We start from the raw sequence: 24,179 nt of genomic DNA, 5'->3' as shown, positions 1-24,179 counted from the left end.
TCTTGTAATGTCGAAAGGGGAAAAAAGATGGGAAAAGAAAAAGTCTGGTTTCAGCATTATCCGAAGGAAATTCCGACTTCTATTGCTTATGAGGAAAAAACATTACACCAGTATTTGAAGGAATCGGCATTAGAGTACCCAGAAAAGAAAGCGCTTCATTTTCTTGGGAAAGAAATGACATTTCGTCAAGTCTATGATCAGTCATTATCATTTGCAAATTTTTTAGTCGACAAGGGGTTAAAAAAAGGGGATCGAGTTTCAATTATGCTTCCGAACTGTCCCCAAGCGGTTATTGGATATTATGGAGTACTACTTGCAGGGGGAGTAGTAGTTCAAACAAATCCTTTATATATGGAAAGAGAACTAGAACATCAGCTTATTGATTCAGGTGCTACGTTCATTTTGTGTCTTGATTTATTATATCCAAAAGTAATGAACGTAAAAGGGAAATCAAATATAGACCACGTCATTGTAACTTCCATCAAAGATTATCTTCCATTTCCAAAAAACATGATTTTTCCTTATATACAAAAAAAGCAATCAGGAATTGTAGTTAAAATTGAAGAAAATAGTAAAACAAATTTATTTAAGAACGTGTTAAAAAATTATGATCCAAAAGAAATCAATATTAAATTCAGCCCTTACGAAGACTTGGCATTACTACAATATACTGGAGGAACGACCGGTTTATCTAAAGGAGTAATGCTAACACATATGAACTTAGTATCTGAAACAACAATGTGTAATTACTGGATATATAAATCCAAAAAAGGAAATGAAAGCGTTTTAGGTTTACTACCCTTCTTTCACGTTTATGGAATGACAACCGTTATGAATTATTCGATAATGTATGCAGCTAAAATGATATTATTACCAAAGTTTGATGCTCAAGATACACTTAAAGCTATTGATAAACACAAACCTACAATCTTTCCAGGTGCTCCAACAATTTATATAGCTTTATTAAACCATCCTAAAATCAATGAGTATGACCTATCATCCATTGAAGCGTGTATAAGTGGTTCTGCACCATTACCAGTTGAAGTTCAGGAACAATTTGAAAAAATTAGTGGAGGACGTCTAGTAGAGGGGTATGGACTTACTGAAACATCACCTGCTGTTATTGCTAACATGGTATGGGATAAGAGGAAAGTGGGGAGTATTGGTGTGCCTTGGCCAGATACAGATGCAATGATACTTTCCATGGAAACTGGCAAGTCTGCTGAAGTAAATGAAATTGGTGAAATTTTAGTTAAGGGACCTCAGGTCATGAAAGGGTATTGGAATCGGCCAGAAGAAACTGAAGCAACGCTTAAAGATGGCTGGTTATACACTGGAGACTTAGGCTATATGGACGAAGATGGATTTTTCTTCATTGTCGATCGTAAAAAGGACATGATCATAGCAGGTGGTTATAATATTTATCCTAGAGAAATAGAAGAGGTTCTATATGAAAATGAAAAGATCCAAGAAGCGATTGTTGCTGGTATACCAGATCCGTACCGAGGTGAAACAGTAAAAGCATATGTGGTAATTAAAGAGGGTCAACATTGTACAGAAGAAGAGCTGGATGCCTATTGTAGAAAGCACTTGGCAGCTTATAAAGTACCTAGAATTTATGACTTCCGTGATGAACTTCCAAAAACAGCAGTTGGAAAAATCTTACGTAGAGCGTTAGTGGACGAAGATAAAGCAAAGCTACAAGCCTAATTATTAGAGTCGGTCTACCATTAGTTTTGGTAAGTACCGGCTTTTTTTACTCAATACGTATATTTCTAAAAATGAAAGTAAAACTTAGAACTATTGAATTCCATAGTCAAAAAAAGATTATTAGAAAAAATATGTATTGACGTTGTGACATCCATTTTATAAAATTCAAATGTAATAAAATCGTGTTTTGCATACACATTTATTTAATTATGATAACGTTATCATAAGGTGAGTCGAGGGAGGATTATTGATGATAAAGAAGATGAGAGGTTTGGTTATAACGATCCTACTTACTTGTATTGTTGTCGGTATAGGTGTAGTGATTGTATCTGGTAATAATATGTTTAGTAATAAAAAAGCGGAACCTGCTGAAGTTTGGCTAACGAAAGGTGATGAAAGCACCCTATTAGAACGTCAAGAAGACCTTGCGTGGGGTAAAGGTTTATCGAAGGGGGATAATGATTACACAGAAATCCTTGTTGATGATAAAAAACAATATCAAGAATTTTATGGATACGGGGCTGCTGTATCACATAGCTCTGCGTACAATATAGTGAATTCCCCCGAGCGTAATGAAATATTAGAAAGTTTATTTTCAATAGAAAATGGAATAGGGCTTTCAGTTGTTAGAGTGCCTATGGGCTCAAGTGATTTTGTAGGACCTGTATTTGGAGAAAGAAAGCATTATACTTATAATGATTTAGAGGATCCATATGATACTGACAATGAATTATCAAATTTTTCAATTGAACCAGACAAAGAATTTATCATTCCTGTTCTCAAACAAATTAAAGAAATCAATCCTAATGTAAAAATAGTATCTGTTCCTTGGAGTGCCCCTGCTTGGATGAAAACAACGCATTCGTTATTAGGTGGAGCTTATTTGACAGAATTTAATAATGTTTATGCAAATTATTTTGTCAAATATATTAAGGCATATGAAACTGAGGGGCTTACGATCGATTATGTCTCTGTTCAAAATGAACCTCATTTTATGCATGGAGATTACCCAACTATGTATATGGAGCATTTTGAACAGGCTGATTTTGTTGGGAATTATTTAGGTCCAGCCTTTGAAGCAAATGGGATTAAAACAAAAATTATGGGCTGGGATCACAATTTTACAGATAACAATACTAGAGCTGAAGAAGACATCGCGAATTATGGTACGGTTCTCCTTGAAGATGAATATGCATCAAATTATATTTCTGGTATCGCATTTCATGGTTATGAAGCTGATGGAATTAAAGATTTCGGTAAAGCCTTTGATAAAATAAGCGAACAATTTCCGAATGCTGAACTATATATGACAGAAATAACAGGTGGAGGTTGGGCTACGAATTTTAAAGACAATCTTCTGTGGAATATGGAAAATATCATTTTAGGTACTCCGTTGCATAATTCTAGTATGGTATTATTATGGAACCTAGCATTAGATGAACAATCTGGACCTCATTTAGGAGGCTGTGGTAATTGTCGTGGTGTGTATACGGTTGATAATGATGAGAGTATAGTAAGGAAAGAAGTCGAATATTATGCGCTTGGGCAAGTAAGCAAATTTGTTCATCCGACAATTGAGGGAAACCCTATTCGAATAGACGCAAAAAATGATAATACACAATTAGATGTAGTTGCCTTTATGAATGCTGATCAATCAATAGTAGTTACAATTGCAAATAAGAATTCAGATAATGATCAAAATATATCAATTCGTTGGAGAGGAAACATAGGAGAATATAAAGTTCCACCTGCAAGTGTTGTTACGGTAAAATGGAAATGATATATGTCGATCAGGTGAAAAAGAAAATTCAATTCATATAATTGTATGAAAAAAACGAGTGAAACTTATTGACGTCAATTATCGCCAGGAGTATAATATCAATGTAAACGTTAACAGTCACATAGGGGGAAAACATGGCCACAATGAAGGATGTGGCGAAAGCCGCGGGTGTCTCGATAATAACCGTTTCAAGGGTGATTAATACACCTGAGAAGGTGAAGCTAGAGACGAGAGAAAAAATAATGAAATATATGAAAGAACTTGACTTTAAACCGAATCATGCTGCGAAGGCTCTTGTATCTAATCGAACAAAGGTGATTCACGTATACATTCCAATTAGGCTTGAGGCTGCTAATCCATTCGTAATGAATGTGATTGCCGGTATTAGTGAGGAGTTAAGTAAATCTTACTATTCATTCCTTTTGAGAAGAGATCGTGACATCCCTTTGAAATGTGATGGTATTATTGCAATGGGTTTAGATAAGACAGATGACGATTGGCTCGCTAGTTTGATGGATATACCTATTGTTTTATTCGGACACACCGACCTTGATATTGATTGGTTAGATGTTGACAATAAAAAAGGGTCTTATTTAATGACTGACCATATTATTAAGCAAGGTCATCAGCGAATTGGTTTCATTGGTATTAATGAAAACAAACGTTTTGCAACTGATCGATTGCACGGTTTTTGCGAAGCACTCCATGATCATGAAATTAAAGTCGAGAATAAATTTATGAGATTTACAGCTAATGAAGAAAATTGCGGATATGAAAAAACACTCGATTTACTTACAAAAGAAAATGTAACCGCACTCTTTTGTTCAAGCGATGTACTCGCATTAGGTGCGATGAGGGCAGCTAGGACATTAAGAAGGAAAGTTCCTGAAGAAATATCGATTTCAGGGTTTGATGGGTTAGGTATAGATTTATTATCTTATCCATCACTAACTACGATTGAGCAGCCTGTTTATGATGCTGGAAAACAACTGGCTAGACTGGTCTTAGAAAGAATTGAGAACCCAGAAGGTGAAGTCGTACAAAAGATGATGAAGCCGTCATTAGTTAAACGAAATTCTGTTAGCAGTATTAACGAGAGTCAGTTAGATTAAAGATTCATCATTAGTAGATACTTAATAGTTACTGAAAAAAAACTTTTGGATTCATGTTATGAGTCTATAAAGTTTTTCACTAAATGTTAACGTTAACACCTTAAGGAGGTGGATAACATATATTTTGGTAGGACGTCCTATTAAAGATGTTTGTCACATTTGTGAATACCATTAGTGAAATCTCTACAAACTAATAGAAAATATTGAACTATAAGGAGGAACTTAACAATGATTAACATGAAAAAATTCATGCCATTTGCGTCAGCTGTCGCTTTAACAATTGCTTTAGCTGGTTGTGGTACTGCTGATGAAGGAGATAAAGCTGGAGGTGCCAAAGGAGGCAATGAAATTGAATTTTGGGCTTATGAGCCAGGTTCAAAAGAGCATAAAGACTCTTTAAATGCACTAATTGACGAGTATGAAGAAGCAAATGACGTAACGGTAAAAACTTCATATATTCCAAAGGATGATTTTAATACGAAGTTAAATAGTTCAATTGCTGTTGGGAAAAACCCTGACGTTTCATACTTAGACCAACCGTTAGTGCCAAAGTTTGCTGAAGATGGTACGTTACTTCAACTAGATGAATATGCAGATGGTGAAAATGGTATTGATCGTACGCAATATTTCACAGGCGCATTCGACACGAATGTAGTAGATGGAAATTTATTTGGATTACCACTTAACCAAACGACTGTAGCTCTTTTCTATAATAAAGATTTAGTACCTACACCACCAGCAACTTGGGATGATTGGGTAGCAATGGCCGAAGAGGTGTATGCGAAGGATCAAATCGGTGCTTATGAAGGAGTCGGTACTGGTGGCTGGGCAGCTTGGTTATTCCCTGCTTTTGTTCATAGTGGTGGCGGAAGTATGGTAAATGCAGATGAAACAGAAGCAACGTTTGGTGAAGAGGCAGGAGTTGAAGCTGCTGAATTGTTGAACAGCTTATACAAATACTCGGATTTAGCAGTTCGTGACAGCCAAGATGCTTTCGGAAATGGTAAACTAGCAACGAAAATTAGTGGCCCATGGGAAATTGACACATTCAAAAACAACTTCCCAGACTTAAACTTTGGTGTTGCATTAATTCCTTCTAAAGAAGGAGTTCAGTCTTATTCAAATATCGGTGGAGATAACATCGTAGTATATGAAAATAGTGATAGCCCTGAAGCAGCATGGGGATTAGTGAAATTTTTAACATCTAAAGAACATTCAATTGCTGTTGCTGATATTACAGGTAATTTCCCTGTTCAATTAGAAGCAGCTGAAGACCCTAAGTATGCAGAAGATGAAAATCTATCAGTATTTTTACAACAAATGGAAACAGCTGTTGCACGTCCACGCTTAACAGATTGGTTAAAAGTTAATGATGAGGTTATTGGTACTGCTTTAGAAGAAATAACATTAAGTGGTAAAGATGCAAAAGAAACGTTAGGTGCAGCACAAGATAGAGCCAACGATATTCTATTTAGCGAATAATATAAGTTGTTTATTGGTGCGATATACCAATTGATAAAGAAACACTGATATATCCATGCTCTACACTTTTAACTAGGGGCGTCTAAAAGTCGTGAATTGATTTTTGGACATCCCCTTCTTTTCAAAAGACTCATTTTTGTAAATTGGCTTGATATTTTATGATCATCGAGGGTAAGTTATATTTGTTTGTTGTAGTGATATGGCGAAAACAATCAATGCAAAAACGTTATAGTTATACTTAACAAAATTTAGTAATGTAAATAATTAAATTGTTTGTATGATTAGTTCACAATTTAGGAAAAGTTCTTGGCATTTTCCTAAATTGCAAATGAGATTCATGTGAACATAAGACAATTATTAATTAATTTACGGGGAAAAAGAGGTGAATCTAGAGTATGAGTACGTCTAGAAAAAAAGGTAAAAGCATCAAAAAAGGTTCCCTTAATGATCAAACTAAGATTGGTTATTTATTCATTTTACCAATGATCATTTATTTTAGTATATTTTTATTACTTCCTATTTTATTATCATTTGTGCTAAGTTTCACAGAATGGAACATGAGAAGCACACCTAAGTTTGTTGGCTTTGAAAACTATACGAATTTACTTTTTGATTCGGTGAAATATCCAAATTTCTGGCCTTCATTACTGGTAACGTTAAAATATATTCTCTTTAGTTTACCAATTGGGATACTTCTTGCACTCATTTTGGCATCTGCGTTAAATTCCAATGTAAAAGGAGAAGGCTTCTTTAAAACAGCATATTACGTTCCTAATGTAACTTCATTTGTTGCTGTCGCAGCTATGTGGGTGTTTTTATTGGATCCCCTCATTGGGATGGTTAACCAACTATTGGGAATCAATCATAGTTGGTTGGGTAGTGTAACAACTGCGTTACCTGCATTAGCGGTGATGGGCATTTGGACAGGATTAGGTTATAACATCTTGATTATTATTTCAGCGATGAAAGGAATTCCAGATAGTGTTTATGAAGCAGCCAAAATCGATGGAGCTAATCCAATACAACGCTTCATTTATATTACATTACCTATGATTCAACCGACGATATTCTTTTTACTTGTTACAGGACTAATTGCAAGCTTTCAAATTTTTGACCCGATGTATTTAATGACAAAGGGTGGTCCTGATGGGTCAACGATGTCGTACATGTTGAGTTTATACAACCATGCTTTCCGATATTTTGAAATGGGAACTGCTTCAGCAATGTCTTACATTTTATTAGTAATTATATTATTCGTAACTTGGATCAACTTTAAGTTTGTTCCAGAAAAGATGGATGAGTAGGTGAATGTGATGAAGATTAAACTTGATAGAATATTTTTGTATATTTTCCTGTCAATATTCGCAGTGATTCTTGTGGGTCCATTTATTTGGCTAGCCTCCTCGTCTTTTAAAGAAAGTAAAGATATATTTTCAACTACTTTTTCTCTTTTGCCAAGACACGATGATGGCAGTATATATTTCAGCTTTGATAACTACAAGTACGCTTTTGAATATTTAAATTTAGGTACGCTATTTTTTAATACACTGTTTGTAGCGGTTATTGCAACTTTCGTTAACATAATTTTAAATTCTTTAGCTGGTTATGCTTTTGCAAGACTGAACTTTAGAGGTAGGGAAGTCATTTTTAAAATTCTACTAGTTTCGCTAATGATCCCTGGTACAGTTCTACTTGTGCCAAATATGATCATTGTAAACCAATTGGGTCTATATGATACACTTTGGGCGCTTATCTTGCCGTTTACGATGAGTGTATATAATGTATTTTTAATGCGCCAACATTTCTATAGTTTATCTAAAGAGCTTGAAGAAGCAGCAATCATCGATGGTGCTAGTTGGTTTACTATCTTCTGGAAAATTGCAATGCCATTAGCAAAGCCGATTCTTGTTATTTTGGGGATCTTCACATTTATGTGGAATTACAATAACTATATGTGGCCATTAGTAGTTATAACAACACCAGAAAATTACACATTATCTCTCGGTTTAGGCGCACTTATAAGTGCAGCAGATAAAAATGCCGAATTATATCCTGTAATGATTGCAGGTTCGGTTATGGTTGCATTACCACTCATTATTGTTTTCTTATTCTTACAGAAGCACATCATGAAGGGTATTAATATTGGTGGAGTAAAAGGTTAATTAATTTGGTATATGAAAAGGTTGGATAATGATGTATTTACAATCAACGTTGTCATTTAAAACGATCAATGGTCATGAAGTTCCATTCCAAAATGGAACTGTATTGCCCTCATTTGATCCACAAAAGAGGCAATCAATTTCTTTAGCAGGTGAATGGAAAAAAGAGAGGTTTCAAGCCAATCATGAACATACGATGGCTGAACGAACGGCTGAGTGGGTCAAAACTACAGAACAAGATGCTCAAGGTATCACAAACGTACAGTTTAATGATGAACGTTTGAACACCCACAGCATACCTTTGCCGGAAAATGCGATGACAGGAGAATCCAGTATCCACGGTGTGGAAACGTATGAGGATGGTGTTTGGTATCGTCGAACTTTTTCTGTCCCTTCGGATTGGGAAGAAAAACAAGCAATATTAAAGGCATACGCTATCAGTTATGTTGCTGATATTTGGATTAATGGTAAGTATGTAGGTGTTCACGAAGGTGGTTATACACCATTTGCATTTAATATTACAAATTTTGTACGAGCTGGTGAAGTTAATACAATAGTCATTCGAGTTGATAACCCACCTTGGGGGAGTCGCTATGACATTATTCCAGCTACAGAAGGAACTGATTTCTTCAATTATACAGGCATTATTCATGACTTATTTATTGAAGCATCTTCTCCGGTACAAATCAGCAGGTGTGATATTGTACCAGTTGATACATCAGGAAAAGTAAAGGTGAAACTAGTTGTTGAAAATCATAGTGAAATAGCAGAAAATATATCAGTTTCATTACAATTCTTTCAAGGTAATGAACAAGCGCCATCCTATTTGCAATCGCCGTATGCAGAGGATATAAAAGGTGAACGCCAGCATTTTGTCGGTACGAGCGAGCAAACCTTGCACGTTGAAGCGAATGGTGTGGCGATTTGGACGACGGAAATAACTATAGACCATGCAAAGCTGTGGGATATTCGAAAACCAAATTTATACGTTTGCCAGGTTGAGCTTACTAAAGAGCATTCTATTGTAGATCAGTTTTTTACCCAGTTTGGAATTCGTACGGTTTCCACTAATGGTACAAAGATTACATTAAATAACAAACCTATCTTTCTTGTAGGTTTAGCAAGGCATGAAGAATGGCCTAATTTTGGAAGAACTGCTTCTTTTGATCGTATCGTTAATGATTTATTACAAATGAAAGACCTATCAATAAATTTTGTGAGAACATCACATTATCCTAATCACATTTACACTTACATTATCCTTGATCGATTAGGTCTTACAGCAAAGAGTGAAATACCATTATGGCAATTTGAGAAAGAGCATTATGAGGCTGAAGAAACAAGGCTTCATGCACAACAAATGTGGCGCGAAATGGTGTTGTCAAACTATAATCGTCCATCTATTATTTTGTGGAGTACGCAAAATGAATCTGTTGAGGTCGTATTAAGAAAGAAGCATAATGCACGATTAGTGAATGACTTACGTATGAAGTATAACGATCATCGACTCATTACCCAGAGCGCTGCAGCAGACCAACCAGGATACTGGGATGAATCCGTAGAACCGCTCGACGTAGCAGGGTGGACGATGTATTTTGGTGTATTCCATGGCAGTACACCGTACGAAGGTACGAAAAACTTTTTAGAACAGGCTCATAAGGCATGGCCAGACAAACCTATTTTAAATACTGAATACGGATATTGGTCCAGGGAAGATGGCAGTGAGAAGGATAAACAAGTACACATTTATACTGAAACATTGCGAGCTTTGCTCGAAAAAGCTACCGTTACACCAGATGGTCATGAAAATAATGAGGGTTTTTTAACTGGTATTAATTATTGGACTGTCTATGACTGGTATATAAACCATAATCAATTTTATCAAACGATGGGCCTATTTGAAATGGATCGCAAAACAACAAAGCCTGTATTTGATCATTTAAAACGGGACTACAAAAAACTAACAAACTTATAAGTTGAATGGTGAAAAAAGGGGAGAAAACAGATGCTTAAATCTTCAGCTGGGCGACGACTTTATTTTATTACTGATATGATATTTCAGTTCATCGTTCTGAATTTACTATGGTTTCTTTTTACAGTCGTTGGTTTAGTTGCTTTTGGAGTTTTTCCAGCATCAATAGCTGTTTGTTATCTTATGAAAAAACGTATTGTTGAACAGGATAACATCCCTATTTTTTCAACATTTTGGGCAATATATAAACAAAACTTTGTTCGAGGAAATATCCTTGGCGTTTTAACTGCAGCTGTTTCATTTATGTTGTATCTCGATTTTCAAATCATACAGCAATTTGACAACATGGTAGTGACGATCTTTGGTATAGGGCTAGTAATTGTCAGCATGTTCTTATTAATAACGATTTTTTATTCACTTCCATTAATATCAATCACGACAGATTCAGCCTTTAAAGTAATAAAAAATGCGTTTTTATTAGGGGTTGCCAATCCGGTAGTAACATTAATGATATTTATCGTAATATTATCAATACGAGTTATCTATGGATATTTCCCGACCATAATACCACTGTTTGGAATTATGCCTTTGTTACTCACCTTTACTGTAGCTTTTCATAAAAGCTTTAACAAACTAGAACAAACAATATAGAATGGGGGATACCCAAATGATTAATGTAAAAGATGGAGTTTTATATCGCGATGGGAAACCATTTGTGTTTATTTCAGCAGATTATCCGTACTACCGAGACTATCCAGAGAATTGGTCAGATCGACTGGATAAATTAAAAGAAGCAGGAATCGAAGTCGTTACATTTTACGTTCCGTGGAGACACCATCATTTAAAGATTGATGGAAAAGATGTGATAGATTTTTCTGGGGAAACTCAAGGGAATCGCGACGTACTTTCATTTATTAAACTAGTTGAAGAAAAAGAAATGTTTGCAGTTGTGAAACCGGGGCCTTTCATTCATGCTGAAACTGATTTTGGTGGACTACCTGATTTTGTTGAAGGTGGTAAAGAGTTTGAAGCAATGCTAGATAATGAAGGAAATGAGCGAAAATGGCATAAAAACCTACCTGCTGCTTTTGATGCAGCTTTTACAAATGCAGTGCAGGATTGGTATAAAGTATGTGATGAAACTGTAATTAAGCCATTTACGTACCCGGCAGGACCTGTAATCGCGTTACAAATTTTAAATGAAGGATTATATTCAGACGGACAACATAGTGTTTTAGCATATGATTACTCTCCAAGTGGATTGGAATATCATGCAGAAAGACTACAAAAACAGTTTGGCTCAATTGACAAGTATAATGACATGTTTGGTTCAAGTTATACTTCATATCAAGATATCCCTGTGCCTAGGTCTTTTGATATTCATACGAAAGAGAACGTTAAAGAAATTTTACCTTATTTACACTGGGCTGAGACACAAAATCGTTATTTAGGTGATTTATACACAAATTGGGGTAGTGCAATTGATTCAACATTACCTGTTTTCAACAATATAAACCCTCCGTTAAATGAGGCAAAAGGCTTTGATTTTTGGTTAACACGTGTAGTACCTGAACATTGGGATGTTAGCTATGGTTTTACAAACTGGATTGGTGTCGTTTCTCATGATGAAACAGCATTTTTACGATACTTACTTCTCGTAAAACGTGATAGAGGTATAAATCTAGAGGAAAACTGGGGCTTTTCAGATCCACTATATGATTGGCGATATATTTATCATCATGTACCATTTTACCAAACAGTGTTAGCTATGGGACTAGGTGCTACAGGCTTTAATGTATATACTGGTATTTCCACTGACGGGTGGACTGATGAGCTTGATTCAATTCATGCACGTCCATACCCCGACTGCTCACCTATTTCAGAAAAGGGTGAAACAGGTGAGAAATACGAAGCGTTAAAAGTGCTAGTTTCGTATTTAAAAGAAAATGAACAGCTAATTACCGAAGGCAAGCGCGGACATGAAAACGCGTGGGGGTTATATGCACCTTATAGTTACTTAGCTTCATTTGGTATTGAGGATCGTGATTTTGAAAAATTGGGCGTGAAGGCACCACATTCAGGCTATAAAGCAATGGAATCATTTATGCTTACAATGTTAAAAGAACAGCGTGAATTTGGGATTGTTAATATAGAAACAGCTTCTTTGGAAGAATTACAACAGCAAGGTGCAATCTCAATTGTAGGTGGCTTCTTTATGCACAGGGCTGTACAGGAGAAGTTATTACAATATGTAAATAACGGTGGTAAACTATTCTTCTTCGGTGAAGTTCCACAATACGATGAAGCAATGGATAAATGTGATATATTAGCAAGTGTAATTACTGATTCTAAACGATACAATACAGTTGAACATGGAGATGGAATTGTTGTGTATTATCCAGAAAATCCATTCTCATCATGTGGAATCTCACCTACATTTGCACATTTAATGAATATTCATATTGACAAGTCGCGTGTCGTTGGAGACGAATGTTATACGTTTTTATATGAGCTAGACGGTAAAAAATCATTATATGTCTTAAGTAATTCACAAATTGAAAAAGAACATAACCTGAGCATAGATGGTGAACAAATATCTATTTCACTTCCTGCAAAAGGTTGTGCAATAATCACTTTAACAAGCGAAGAAATTACATCATGTGTAGTAAAAGGAATTAACGATTACGATGAGTCATTCGTTACTCCAGCTGTGTCATACCGAGGACAAACTGTTAAAGCTGATGCACCTTGTGATTTTTATTACAGCAAGCATTCAAACATTAGCTCTCAAGTCAACAAAAAGGGGTAATGCAATAATGTGACATTTGTTACTTTTTTGTAACTAATTGTCGATGTTAGCGTGTTAATATGTAATTACACACTACTTATTCCTCTTTGGAGGGTGACGAAAAGTTAACAGCTTTTCGTCACCTTTTTTTTTGCTTTTTGCTTTTTTGACATTAATTGTTCCATTTTATAATAAGAAGCTAAACAGTATAAAAATTATAACATCCACATCAGTTACTCCTACCAAGGTAAAAAAAGAATCAAAGTTTATAAAAGGCTGTTCTGGCACAGATTGTTGCTTTTCGTACTAAGGTATAAGCTCGTATACATCTAATGTTTGTAGCATATTAGCCATTATTGATAATATTTAGTGATCGAACTTAGGATAAATAGCAATAAAGTTTATATAAAACCTTTCTTTTAAACCATCCTTCTATAATGTATCTTTTTTAGTAGTTTAATAGAAATACGAACGAATGAACTAGCTAACTTGACTAGCCACTATCTAATGCTCAAGGTAAATATAATGTACTTAATATTGTTTTTATTTAGCACACTGTTACAAAGTTATTCGGTGTTTCTAACCAAAATATATCCAATGACTGCAATCGGACCTAACGTGAGTGCTACTAATGACCATAAACAGCCTAGATTTTGCCCTCTCTTATAGGATGCATCTACTAGAACAAACAATGAACCTAATATCCAAACAACAGCAAGCATGACATAAGTCACCGACATCTTTTTGCTCCTTATCCTCTTAAGAATTAGTTAATAATAGCAATTACTACTTATATTTGAATGTTATTGTTACCAAATACTCTGTTCATATACTTCTGTTGCTACTGTTACTTTGTGCGAGTTGTAGTCAATGATTTAACCACCTAGCACCTTTATAAAAAAACAAAATCCATAAAACATATTTGGAAAAAAGATAATACGAAAAAAATAAGACTCGTTTTTTAGAAACGATAAACATAGATTTGAAGAAAAAACTTATTCGTCATATATTCATTAAAGTAGATCTTGAAAAGTAGTTAACCTTTACAATGAAAGAATTTATGTACTATTAATATATTTATTTAAATATTCGAAATATTAAGTATTATGAAGAAAAAGCGAATATTTCTATGGATTTTAGCGGAAATATACCGATTTCAGAATTTTCCATATATATGTACATAATGGTAGGATGTAGTTAATTCTCGAGAATTAATATTTTTTATCAAAATATAATAGGAATTAGCGAATGAAAGTGTTTATGCGGTACTTTATCTCATTTTCTTAACACGCCTACTAAACTATTAAAAGGGTGATTTTGTATGAAAAAGCTATTAACTATTCTTTTCTTATCAATGCTCATTAGTTTATCATTTTTTGGTCAAAAGAATATAGTTGTAGGAGCTAGTAATAACACAGGTAGTTTTTCGCTGTTAACTTATAACGTTGCTGGATTATGGGATCCTGTATCATCTTCTAATCCCGCAAATAACACAGAGAAAATCAGTCCTAAATTAAATGATTATGATGTTGTATTAGTTCAAGAGGATTTTAATTATCATAGTGATTTGATTTCAGCAGTCGAACATGAATACCTGTCTTCACATTCAGGGATTATGGGATTTGGAGATGGTTTAAATCGAATGTCAATTTACCCATTTACTAAATTTAAACGTGAAGATTGGAATGACTGTCATGGTGTGTTTGGGGACGGTTCTGACTGTTTAACGCCTAAAGGATTTTCATTTGCTAGGCATGAAGTTGCAGAAGGCGTATTTATAGACATGTATAATGTTCATGCAGATGCTGGTGGTAGTAATGATGATTATACTGTCAGGAAGAAAAATTTTCAGCAATTATTGTCAAAAATTGAACAATGGTCAGAAGATCATGCTGTCATTGTCACGGGTGACTTTAACAGCCATTGGAAAGATTCAGATGGAGTAAGGCAATTTGTTGATGCTAATTTTTCAGATGCTTGGGCGGAAATAAAAAATAATGGTGAAATACCTGATATTGGTGAATCCGGTGGACGTATTGATAAAATTTTGTTTCGAGGCAGTGACGGTCTTACACTTAACGTAACTGATTATGATGTTCCTCATGATGATTTTTTAGATAGCAACGGGAAAGGTCTATCAGACCATAAGCCTGTGTCTGCTATGTTTGAATACAGTGTAAATAATCTATGGGAACAGCCTCTAAATACATTTAGTCCTCATTCATGGAATAAAGGAAATAATACATCGTTTGAATTTGATGAAAACGTGAAATATCTGAATGGTGACGGTGTTGCAAAACTAGTTGCAAAGGACGAGAATGGTTATGTAAATAACACAATTCAGCTTAATCCAAACAACCGCACGTATACTTTTAGCGTTTGGCTAATGTCTGAACAAGACCAACAAGTGAGTGTGCGCTTGAGAAGTCAGGGTAATTTAAATGGAGGTAACGGAGATAATGATAGTGTTCAAACTGTAAATCTTCAAGCTAATGAATGGCAACGTGTTGAAGTTACCCAAGCTTTTGATATAGAAGCAGAATGGTTAAGAGCAACTATCTATCCAGCGGGTTACCAATCGGGTGAAACAGGTACTATTTACATGTGGGGGAGCCAGGTGTTTGACACGACTAACAGTGTTGTAGAGCACGGCACTGATAATGGAGAGGCAATGTTAAAACTGACAGCCACAAGTAATGGCGGGTATGTTAACAATACAATTAATTTAAATCCGAACGGCCATACATACACTTATAGTATGCTCGTGAAAAGTGACGTGGAACAAGCGTTAAGTATTCGTTTAAGAGCTAAAGGTTATAGTGGGAATAATGGAAATAATGATCAAGTCAAAACGGTAAATGTGGCATCAGGTCAATGGCAACGGGTAACTATCACCCAAACATTTGATGATGATGCTGATTGGCTAAGAGCAACTATATATCCTGCAGGCTTTCAAACAGGTCAAGCTGGTTCTATTTATGTAAAAGATGTAGTGGTGACTGAAGGAAACTGAATAACAATGTATTGAAGAAACTGTTGTGAAGTCACAACAGTTTTTTTATGTTTCGTTAAAAGACTTGGTTGAAAACTATAAATAGAGTAACTAATTAAAATACATAAGAATATTGATCATGATCAAATTGTATACACTGTTAGAAACAGTTTTACTTTATAGCTAGCGAATGTGACTTTGAGATCAAAAAAAAATATAAAGTGTGTTGGCATCCTAGTAGCCCTTGTATACATGGTTTTTTATATTCATAATGGTGGATGTTAGCTCTAAATTTTGTCAGTAGTTTGTAGCTATTAAATATACCGTTTAAGCAAGACAGTAATGAATACGATAGTTAGCCATTATTTTTCAGTTTGGTATAGAGACTCGAACTTTATTAAACTGTCAACTAGTTCTTTCTTTCGAAATGTGACATACTATCCATAAAACCTTTTGAAATTCATAGCAGTCAAATGGAGGAAAATGATGTTAGAACAATTACACAAGAATCAGTATGAAATAGTCGAGCATTTCTTTCGAGGTCATAAACAATATATTCCAGCACTTTCTGTTATCTACGGAAATTACCCTGGTAAGATATTCGTTGATTCAGTTATCCAACCGAATTTTGCAATTGTTTGGGCTCTTGGAAGATGGCTATATTGTGAGGGGGACATTCCTAAAAATCATACTTATGGAAGCATAATTGATTCGCTTTGGCAGTTTCTTAAAATAGAGGGAAAAAGCATTTTTGAAATTTATAAAAGTGAAAATCAAGAGTGGGAGAAAGAGTTTAGCGCAAATTTATCTAATCTCGATGTGAAAAAGCATTGGGAATCTCTTTATACATTAAATATTGGTAAGTTTAGAGAGCTTGATACGAGGCAAATAGAATCGCAGGTTGATTGTCAAATTGACCAATTTCCTATTGTAACATCTAGCTGTAAAGAAGAGGACTGTGAATTAATAAATGAGACACGTTTTGGATCAAAAATTATAAAGAATAATAAAATCATTGCCGTATGTAAAAATAATGGTTTCGTTCATAATGAATCATATTTTATAAGTGTTGAAACTTTTGATAAAAACGAGCAAGGAAAAGGTTATGCGACCGTTGCAGGAGCAAAATTAATTGAGTATGGATTGGCAAGAAACTTTATTCCGTTATGGGAAACTACTCACGATAATATTGCGTCACATAAATTAGCAACAAAGTTAGGATTTGAAAGAAACTGTTCATACCCTGTATACGCTTTTCACCATAATAGCATTTGACCTAAAAGGTAAATAACAACATCGCTTGGACCTACTAAAGGAAATAGACCCTTTCGATCTTTGGGTCTATTTCAAAATCAGTTTTATGTTATAGTGCAAATGGTGTAGAAATACGCTTGAAACTCATTCTATGATTCAAAAACATAAGAAAGTGTTTTTAGAGCTTCATTAACAGTTTCAACAGTTACATTAGCTTTATTAGATAGCTCTTTTAAAGGGTGGTGAAATGATGAAGGGCGTATAAGAATAAGTGGTTTATGTAAAGTGATTGCCGCACTTGCATCCATTGCTGTATTCCATTGTCTATATTTTTCTCCAAATAGTGCAATGACAATGTCAGCTTTATTCATTAACACTTGTGTTCTGAAATTGTTAAAATCAGAGGCAGCATCATCTTTAAAAATCGCATTTGGCTGTTCACCTAAAATGTCCTCTCCTATATTGTCAGAGCGGTCATGATTCTCCATTGGGCCAACAAATGTTAATGGAAGCTGTAAAGCTTTTGCTTTTTCCTTAATTTCATCTCTCCAATTACTATGAATTTCTCCTGCAAGATAAACAGTTAATTCCATATAAATACCTCCGTTGATCATTTTAATTTTTATAAGGACTTTTTTTGTAAACTTTGTTGTTATCGTTTTTATACTAGAAGATAAAGATGTCATTTTACGTAAAAGTCATCGATCAATTGAAAAAAAGATGCTACGAGTACTAGTTGTATACATGTTTAGTACAAACAACAACAATCTTTCGCAAACAAGCTTTTATAAAAGAATATTCATTCACAGCTTATTGCATGTAATAACTGTTAATAATTTAGTGCTTACATTGTTATTGTGATGTAATTAAGCTATTTTACATAATGATTTTACTGCGCATTAAATAGTCTTGGCAGTTTTTCCATTAAAAAGCTCCATTACAGCGTTTTGCTTGTCTTGGTTTTTATTAAGAATTAGCTTCAAGAGCATCTTTTAATTTTGTTAAATGTTGACGGTCTTCTTTTTTTAAAATTTTTATAAAGAAAGGGCGTATAATTCGCATTTTTAAGCCTTTCGTGTTAACTTCACAGGAAAAGTCTATTCTAGTACCACCTTCAGTTTCTGAGAATTCATAATGATAGATGGTTTCAAGACCTTGTAGGGCACTTCTAGCAGAGTAAGATTTATTCTTTGAAAAAGATATGTATTCTATGATAGCCTCTGCCTTTTTTCCTCGAATTTCTCTAACTTCCTTAAACTTAGTATGCTGACCAATTGGTCCATCAGTCATTTTTGTTACTTCAACTACATTTGCTAATATTTTAGGTGAATTTTCCATATTAGATGCATAATCAAACGTTTCTTCAATGGATTTACTCACTACAATTTGATCTGTAAATGCAATCAACAACGCTTCCTCCTATACAATTATTTGCTCTTTTCACGTTGATTAGTGTTTTTCATACAAACCTCAATTTTGCTACAAATATAAAAAAGTCTGTAAGTTTGTTCTCATCTTTTAGAAGTAACTCTACTTCATAATGAATGTTATGCTCAACATATATACCATAGTAACCTATAAAAATTATGCCATGCAACAAATAGCTTGTTTAATTCTAATATATCACAATTTCAGAAGCAGCAATTGTTTGTAGTGAATAAGTAAAAAATTCAGAATGAAAATGATAAATAAATCGAATGAGATCATGAGTAATATAGATGTAGTTATTCAATCGGGTGGGGGAATAGCATAACATATGAACAACTAATCAATTGTAGGCGTCCATATTAATCGTATAATCATGATGAATAGTATATCTTCCTTTGTAGCTATAGGGGCATAGTTTTGGTTTCTTTCATTACAATCAAGAGGGTAAAGTCTAATAAATGGTAGAAAGTTGTATGAGTATGTCGTTTAAGCAAGCTACTAGAAGAAAAGCTAGAGCAGCCATTGCAAAAATAAATTTAAGAACATGTTAGGGTTTATTGCTCGGAAGTTACCAACCTTCGTAAAAAGGTAAAAGTAGTAAAAAGTATTGCTGTTTCAGAAACAAGGAAAATTTTTGACTAGGCAAGACAGAGAAGAAGCTGTTTACGGTATTCAACATAGTGAGTGAGCATTGTATTCTCCAAAACTCACTCACGGTAATAGCTTGTTTTAAGTTTTAGTTTTATGTATGAAATAGAGTTAATATAGCCGTTTCGCATAAGCTTCATCAAGGTTACTTTGTAAATCATCAACTGCATCTTTTGGTAGCTGTAAATGACCTGCAAGTATTTTAGCTGCTGATGGTAATGCATCTTTCATAGGGTAAGATTGATGGTCCCATATTTTCGAACGTATCATAGCTTTAGCACAATGTATGTATAGTTCCTCAACCTCAACACCAATACCTAAACTTGGTATTACACCATTCACTTCCATCTTTTCTAGCAAAACTTGATCTTTAACAATAACAGCTTTACCGTTCACACGAAGAGTTTCTCCTAAACCAGGAATAATAAAGAGAAGACCAATTTGATTGTTTGAAAGAATGTTACGTAATGAATCTATCTTCTTATTTCCTCTACGTTCAGGAATAAGGAGTGTTTTATTATTAATAACTTGAACAAATCCAGCACCGTCACCACGGGGAGACACGTCACAGGAGCCATCAGCGTTTGCAGTTCCTATTAATACAAAAGGGGATAGTGAAATGAACTTTTTACAATTTTCATCAACAAAAGATATGACCTTATCATTAATCATTTGTTTAGGTTCTCCAATGATTGTACGTAATTCCTCTTCAGTAGTAATGGTATCTTTAAAGTTTTTTAATATTGTCATAATACAAACACCTTCCTTTGTAAACTAATTTTACTATATTAAAGATAATTGTAAAATTAGGAAATATTGTTTTGATTAATAGATTTGTAGCTTCTTTATACAACGCTTATACACTATTTATGTAGGTGTTTACTTATGAAAGTACTGTAAAAATAATAAATATAAGAAATCACTTTAATAAATATAATTTTTTGATATATTAAAAAAATTATTGCAATATTCTATTTCGTTGTTTATAATTTAGTACATAACAGCGGAGAAGTGATGCATCAAGAGGAGGAAAATAAGTGGGACAGTTATTCAATACCATTGTTACCGAACTAAATAATTATCTTTGGTCTTATATTTTAATAGGTTTATTAATCGGTTTAGGTGTATATTTTTCTTTTAGAACGAAGTTTGTACAATTTAGACTTTTAGGTGAAATGTTTAGACTGTTGACAGATAAAGCTACGGTCTCAGCAGACGGTAAAAAAGGGATTTCATCCTTTCAATCGTTTTGTATCGGTGCGGCAACAAGAATTGGAACGGGTAACTTAGCCGGTGTGGCCATTGCCATAGGACTTGGGGGCCCTGGTGCAGTTTTTTGGATGTGGATCGTTGCTTTAGTAGGTGGTGCAACAAGCTTTATCGAAAGCACGTTAGCACAAATATACAAAGTTAAGGATAAAAATGGTTTCAGAGGCGGGCCTGCTTATTATATTGAAAAAGCTTTAAATGCACGTTGGTTAGGGATTATCTTTGCGATATTCATTACGATTAGCTTTGGGTTGATTTTTAACTCAGTACAGTCAAATACGATTTCAGTTGCATTTGAATCAGCCTTTGGCACAAGTCGTCTCGTAATGGGTTTAATTATAACTGGGGTATCGGCACTCGTAATATTTGGTGGCATAAACCGCATAGCAAAAGTGTCTCAAGTTGTTGTACCAGTTATGGCGGTATTCTATCTTCTCATCGGCTTATTTATTATTGTTACAAACTTCCAAGCAATACCTGGAGTATTTAGTTTAATTATATCTAGTGCATTCGGCTTCAATGAAGCTCTCGGTGGTACAGTTGGTGCAGCTATTTCTTATGGGGTTAAACGTGGCTTATTCTCTAATGAAGCTGGAATGGGTAGTGCTCCAAATGCAGCAGCAACAGCTACAGTCTCTCACCCTGCAAAACAAGGTCTTATTCAAACATTAGGTGTTTTCGTTGACACATTATTCGTATGTAGTGCAACAGCATTTATTATTTTATTATCAAATGAATATCAAACAGGAACTTTCGAGGGAATCAACTTACTGCAAGCATCGTTAGTTTCACATGTTGGTCCTTGGGCAAGCGTATTTATTGCGATTTCAATTTTCTTATTTGCATTTAGTTCAATTATCGGTAGTTATTACTATGGTGAAACGAACATTGAGTTTATTAAGAAAGATAATACGGTATTATTCTTATATCGCATTGCAGCGTTAGGAATGGTATTATTTGGCTCGTTAGCAAGTGTACAAATCGTATGGGATTTAGCAGATTTATCAATGGCATTAATGGCTATAACCAATTTAATTGCAATCGCATTTCTAGGCAAAATTGCTTTCAAAACATTGGATGATTATGTCTCTCAACTCAAAGTCGGTAAAAACCCAGTATTCCACGTATCAAACGTAGATGGTTTGCAGAATGTTGAGTGTTGGGGAGAAGAAGAGAAAATTGACAAGAAAAAAGCTGTGTGATAATTAAGTAAAACGAAACATTAAAGCGGAGACAGGATTTTATTCTGTCTCTTTTTTGTGTAAAGTTATCTATTATACAAATTGTTGTTAGCTATTTAATGAGAGCAGTCAATATGCTTAATTTAAACCATTTTAGTGAGCTACTAGAAAATAGCTGCTATGTGTTATACACTGAAAAAAGTAAGCAAAGCACCTACACCATGTTAAAACTTCTTTCTATGAAGGTGGTAGTTTCATTAGCCAAATTGATTGTATCAACCTTAAGATTTTTACACATCCTAAATTCCGTTGTAAAAAGAGCATTTATGTGTAAATCTTAGAAGTTATTTAATAGCAAATAATAGGTAAATATGGTATATTGTTAAGTGTATCCAACTTATGATTTGTATAAAATAAGAATAATTCTCGTTTTAATTATCTGAAAATTCAATAAATAAAAAAATCCCAGCTATGGTTACAATTCCTTTCAGTCCATTTTTATCTCAATATGGGGGCTTACATTTATAATTAGGGTTGTTTTCGTATATATTGTTGTTTTTCATCCTAATCAATAAACACGAACACAACTAGTACTCGTAGCATCTTTTTCTTCTATAATATGATGATAATCATATAAGACCTCTTTTTACAGTCTGTATCAATAACAACTAGCACTATTTACGAAAAGAGGCATAATAAAAAAAGCTAGGCAAGTGCTATTATCGATAGGAGGTACTTTCAATGAGTCAAATTCGACTAATACCTTATAAGGTTGACCAAATTGTTGACAAAACAACCGAAATACCACAAGGAGTAGCATTAATAGAAGCACCAAGTATGTGGGAAAAGGGATATATGGGAAATGATGTTGTTGTTGCTGTATTTGACACAGGATGTGATATTGAACACCCTGATTTAAAAGATAGAATAATAGATGGAAGGAATTTTACTAACGATTATGGTGGAGATGTATCAAATTTTGATGATAACCAATATCATGGTACGCATGTAGCCGGTACAATAGCGGCTACATTAAACAATAATGGCGTTGTTGGTGTTGCACCAGAAGTAAAACTATTGATTTTGAAGGTATTATCCAAAGATGGATCTGGTAGCTATAAGGGATTAATTGATGCATTGGATTATGCAATAAATTGGCGTGGACCCTATGGTGAAAAAGTTCGTGTTATATCCATGTCTCTTGGAGGGCCAGAAAATGTATCTAGTCTACATACCGCAATAAAAAATGCAGTCAATAACGATATTTTAGTCGTATGTGCAGCGGGGAACGAGGGGGATGGAAACGTTGATACAATAGAAAAAAGCTACCCAGGTTATTATGATGAAGTCGTGTCGGTCGGAGCTGTCGACTTTGACAAAAGACTGGCTGATTTTACGAATACACATGAGGAAATTGATTTAGTCGCACCAGGAGTTAAGGTTTTGTCAACATATCCAAATAATAAATATGCTAGGCTGTCTGGGACATCGATGGCTACACCACATGTTTCTGGTGCAGCAGCCTTGTTGTTAAATGAGAAAGAAAAAGAGTTAGGTAGAAAAATATGTGAAAACGAGTTATATGATATTTTAATTGAGCATACTCAACCAATTGGCTATAGCAGACATGCGGAAGGGAATGGGCTTCTTTATTTAGGAAATAAACAACTGACTGAATAAGATACTTTGTATTCTTATGTTTTGCTTTTCAAAGTTCAACTGCAAGTAATAACAACCAATGATTTCGTTGGGACTTTTTGTAGAGCTTTTGGTGTTGCAGAAATTATGAATTTCAACTGTAGTTTGATAAATAGCAAAATCTAAATATTTGCTCGATGACTGACCTTATTAGTTATTTAATAAAGGCTGTATTCACATTAATTGTTGCTTTTCGTAATGAAAACTAAAAATGGATACATTTAATGTGCGCGGCATCTTATCATTTTTCAAGACTATAAAAATCATATAGTAGGTATCAGTTCTCTCAAATTTAAGTAAAAAGAGCAACAAAGTGTACGATAAAGCTTCTCATAAACTTTATGATAGGTGAGTATGTTTATTGTATGCAAAGTAACAAGCTATGTAACCCAGCGAAATTGAATGTAAAAAGAAAAAGAGAGGATGAAGCAAGATGGGGTTAAAAATGAAAAAAGTTTGCCAGCGGTGTGATATTTCGTTAAAGAAGGATGCTGATGCTTATATTTGCTCTTATGAATGTACATTTTGTCCTCAATGTAGCGCTGAAGTCAAAAATATTTGTCCGAACTGTGGAGGTGAGCTTGTCAGTAGACCGAAAAGAGATGGGAAATTAAGAACTGTTATGAATGTGTTGAACAACTCAAAATAATGAAGGGTAGCAGAAAAAGAAAAATCTTAAAATATGAAGTTTAATACGAGGGAATAT

General features: G+C 34.4%; 18 protein-coding genes. 14 read left to right on the top strand and 4 right to left on the bottom strand.

Going from position 1 to position 24,179, the window contains the following annotated elements; translation table 11 throughout:
• Nucleotides 1-27: 27 nt before the first annotated feature.
• The 9 genes from V1503_RS00565 (at nt 28) to V1503_RS00525 (ending at nt 13,024) form a co-directional block, all read left to right on the top strand.
• Entirely contained in the window at nt 28-1,710 is a 1,683-nt protein-coding gene (locus tag V1503_RS00565; protein ID WP_214482281.1) for an AMP-binding protein, read from the top strand.
• Nucleotides 1,711-1,960: 250 nt separating this feature from the next.
• Nucleotides 1,961-3,490, top strand: coding sequence for a glycoside hydrolase family 30 protein (locus V1503_RS00560; protein ID WP_410623994.1), 1,530 nt, complete (start codon nt 1,961-1,963; stop codon nt 3,488-3,490).
• A gap of 134 nt (nt 3,491-3,624) precedes the next feature.
• The gene (locus V1503_RS00555; protein ID WP_214482283.1) at nt 3,625-4,602 is read left to right on the top strand and encodes a LacI family DNA-binding transcriptional regulator; all 978 of its coding nucleotides are present in this window, start codon (nt 3,625-3,627) and stop codon (nt 4,600-4,602) included.
• A gap of 228 nt (nt 4,603-4,830) precedes the next feature.
• Complete coding sequence (locus V1503_RS00550) at nt 4,831-6,084, top strand: ABC transporter substrate-binding protein (RefSeq protein ID WP_410623992.1); 1,254 nt, start codon at nt 4,831-4,833, stop codon at nt 6,082-6,084.
• A gap of 395 nt (nt 6,085-6,479) precedes the next feature.
• A complete protein-coding gene (locus tag V1503_RS00545; RefSeq protein WP_410623990.1) occupies nt 6,480-7,388 on the top strand; it encodes a carbohydrate ABC transporter permease in 909 nt (302 codons plus the stop codon).
• A gap of 9 nt (nt 7,389-7,397) precedes the next feature.
• On the top strand, nt 7,398-8,246 hold the full coding sequence (locus tag V1503_RS00540) for a carbohydrate ABC transporter permease (protein ID WP_320257333.1): 849 nt from the start codon (nt 7,398-7,400) through the stop codon (nt 8,244-8,246).
• A gap of 31 nt (nt 8,247-8,277) precedes the next feature.
• Nucleotides 8,278-10,218: a glycoside hydrolase family 2 TIM barrel-domain containing protein gene (locus V1503_RS00535; protein WP_410623987.1), complete on the top strand. Its 1,941-nt coding sequence runs from the start codon at nt 8,278-8,280 to the stop codon at nt 10,216-10,218.
• A gap of 30 nt (nt 10,219-10,248) precedes the next feature.
• Nucleotides 10,249-10,866: a YesL family protein gene (locus V1503_RS00530; protein ID WP_214482288.1), complete on the top strand. Its 618-nt coding sequence runs from the start codon at nt 10,249-10,251 to the stop codon at nt 10,864-10,866.
• Between the two features lie 16 nt (nt 10,867-10,882).
• Nucleotides 10,883-13,024 (top strand): beta-galactosidase, encoded by a 2,142-nt coding sequence (locus tag V1503_RS00525; RefSeq protein WP_410623985.1) that lies wholly within the window; start codon nt 10,883-10,885, stop codon nt 13,022-13,024.
• 545 nt (nt 13,025-13,569) lie between these two features.
• Here the strand turns inward: V1503_RS00525 and V1503_RS00520 are convergent.
• On the bottom strand, nt 13,570-13,743 hold the full coding sequence (locus tag V1503_RS00520) for a hypothetical protein (protein WP_214482290.1): 174 nt from the start codon (nt 13,741-13,743) through the stop codon (nt 13,570-13,572).
• 581 nt (nt 13,744-14,324) lie between these two features.
• On the opposite strand from V1503_RS00520, the gene V1503_RS00515 reads away from it, so the two are divergent.
• Both V1503_RS00515 and V1503_RS00510 read left to right on the top strand, forming a co-directional pair.
• The gene (locus tag V1503_RS00515; RefSeq protein WP_410623983.1) at nt 14,325-16,016 is read left to right on the top strand and encodes a phage head spike fiber domain-containing protein; all 1,692 of its coding nucleotides are present in this window, start codon (nt 14,325-14,327) and stop codon (nt 16,014-16,016) included.
• Nucleotides 16,017-16,481: 465 nt separating this feature from the next.
• On the top strand, nt 16,482-17,270 hold the full coding sequence (locus V1503_RS00510; RefSeq protein ID WP_410623981.1) for a GNAT family N-acetyltransferase: 789 nt from the start codon (nt 16,482-16,484) through the stop codon (nt 17,268-17,270).
• Between the two features lie 128 nt (nt 17,271-17,398).
• Here V1503_RS00510 and V1503_RS00505 read toward each other — a convergent pair whose 3' ends face one another.
• The 3 genes from V1503_RS00505 to V1503_RS00495 all read right to left on the bottom strand — a co-directional run bounded on the left by V1503_RS00505 (nt 17,399) and on the right by V1503_RS00495 (nt 20,075).
• Entirely contained in the window at nt 17,399-17,842 is a 444-nt protein-coding gene (locus tag V1503_RS00505) for a YtoQ family protein (RefSeq protein ID WP_410623979.1), read from the bottom strand.
• Between the two features lie 373 nt (nt 17,843-18,215).
• Complete coding sequence (locus V1503_RS00500) at nt 18,216-18,656, bottom strand: SRPBCC family protein (protein WP_410623977.1); 441 nt, start codon at nt 18,654-18,656, stop codon at nt 18,216-18,218.
• Nucleotides 18,657-19,436: 780 nt separating this feature from the next.
• On the bottom strand, nt 19,437-20,075 hold the full coding sequence (locus V1503_RS00495) for a pyridoxamine 5'-phosphate oxidase family protein (protein WP_320257325.1): 639 nt from the start codon (nt 20,073-20,075) through the stop codon (nt 19,437-19,439).
• 287 nt (nt 20,076-20,362) lie between these two features.
• Between V1503_RS00495 and V1503_RS00490 the strand changes: the two genes are divergently transcribed.
• The 3 genes from V1503_RS00490 to V1503_RS00480 all read left to right on the top strand — a co-directional run bounded on the left by V1503_RS00490 (nt 20,363) and on the right by V1503_RS00480 (nt 24,122).
• A complete protein-coding gene (locus V1503_RS00490) occupies nt 20,363-21,796 on the top strand; it encodes an alanine/glycine:cation symporter family protein (protein WP_214482296.1) in 1,434 nt (477 codons plus the stop codon).
• Between the two features lie 720 nt (nt 21,797-22,516).
• The gene (locus tag V1503_RS00485) at nt 22,517-23,455 is read left to right on the top strand and encodes a S8 family peptidase (RefSeq protein ID WP_410623974.1); all 939 of its coding nucleotides are present in this window, start codon (nt 22,517-22,519) and stop codon (nt 23,453-23,455) included.
• 451 nt (nt 23,456-23,906) lie between these two features.
• The gene (locus V1503_RS00480; RefSeq protein ID WP_214482298.1) at nt 23,907-24,122 is read left to right on the top strand and encodes a DUF1272 domain-containing protein; all 216 of its coding nucleotides are present in this window, start codon (nt 23,907-23,909) and stop codon (nt 24,120-24,122) included.
• The last annotated feature ends 57 nt before the right edge of the window (nt 24,123-24,179 follow it).

It is taken from the genome of Nanhaiella sioensis, assembly GCF_046557775.1.
GTDB classification, from domain to species: Bacteria; Bacillota; Bacilli; order Bacillales; family SM2101; genus Nanhaiella; species Nanhaiella sioensis.
The sequence above is the reverse complement of the archived record's forward strand: the minus strand, read 5'-3'. Positions and strand labels throughout refer to the sequence as shown.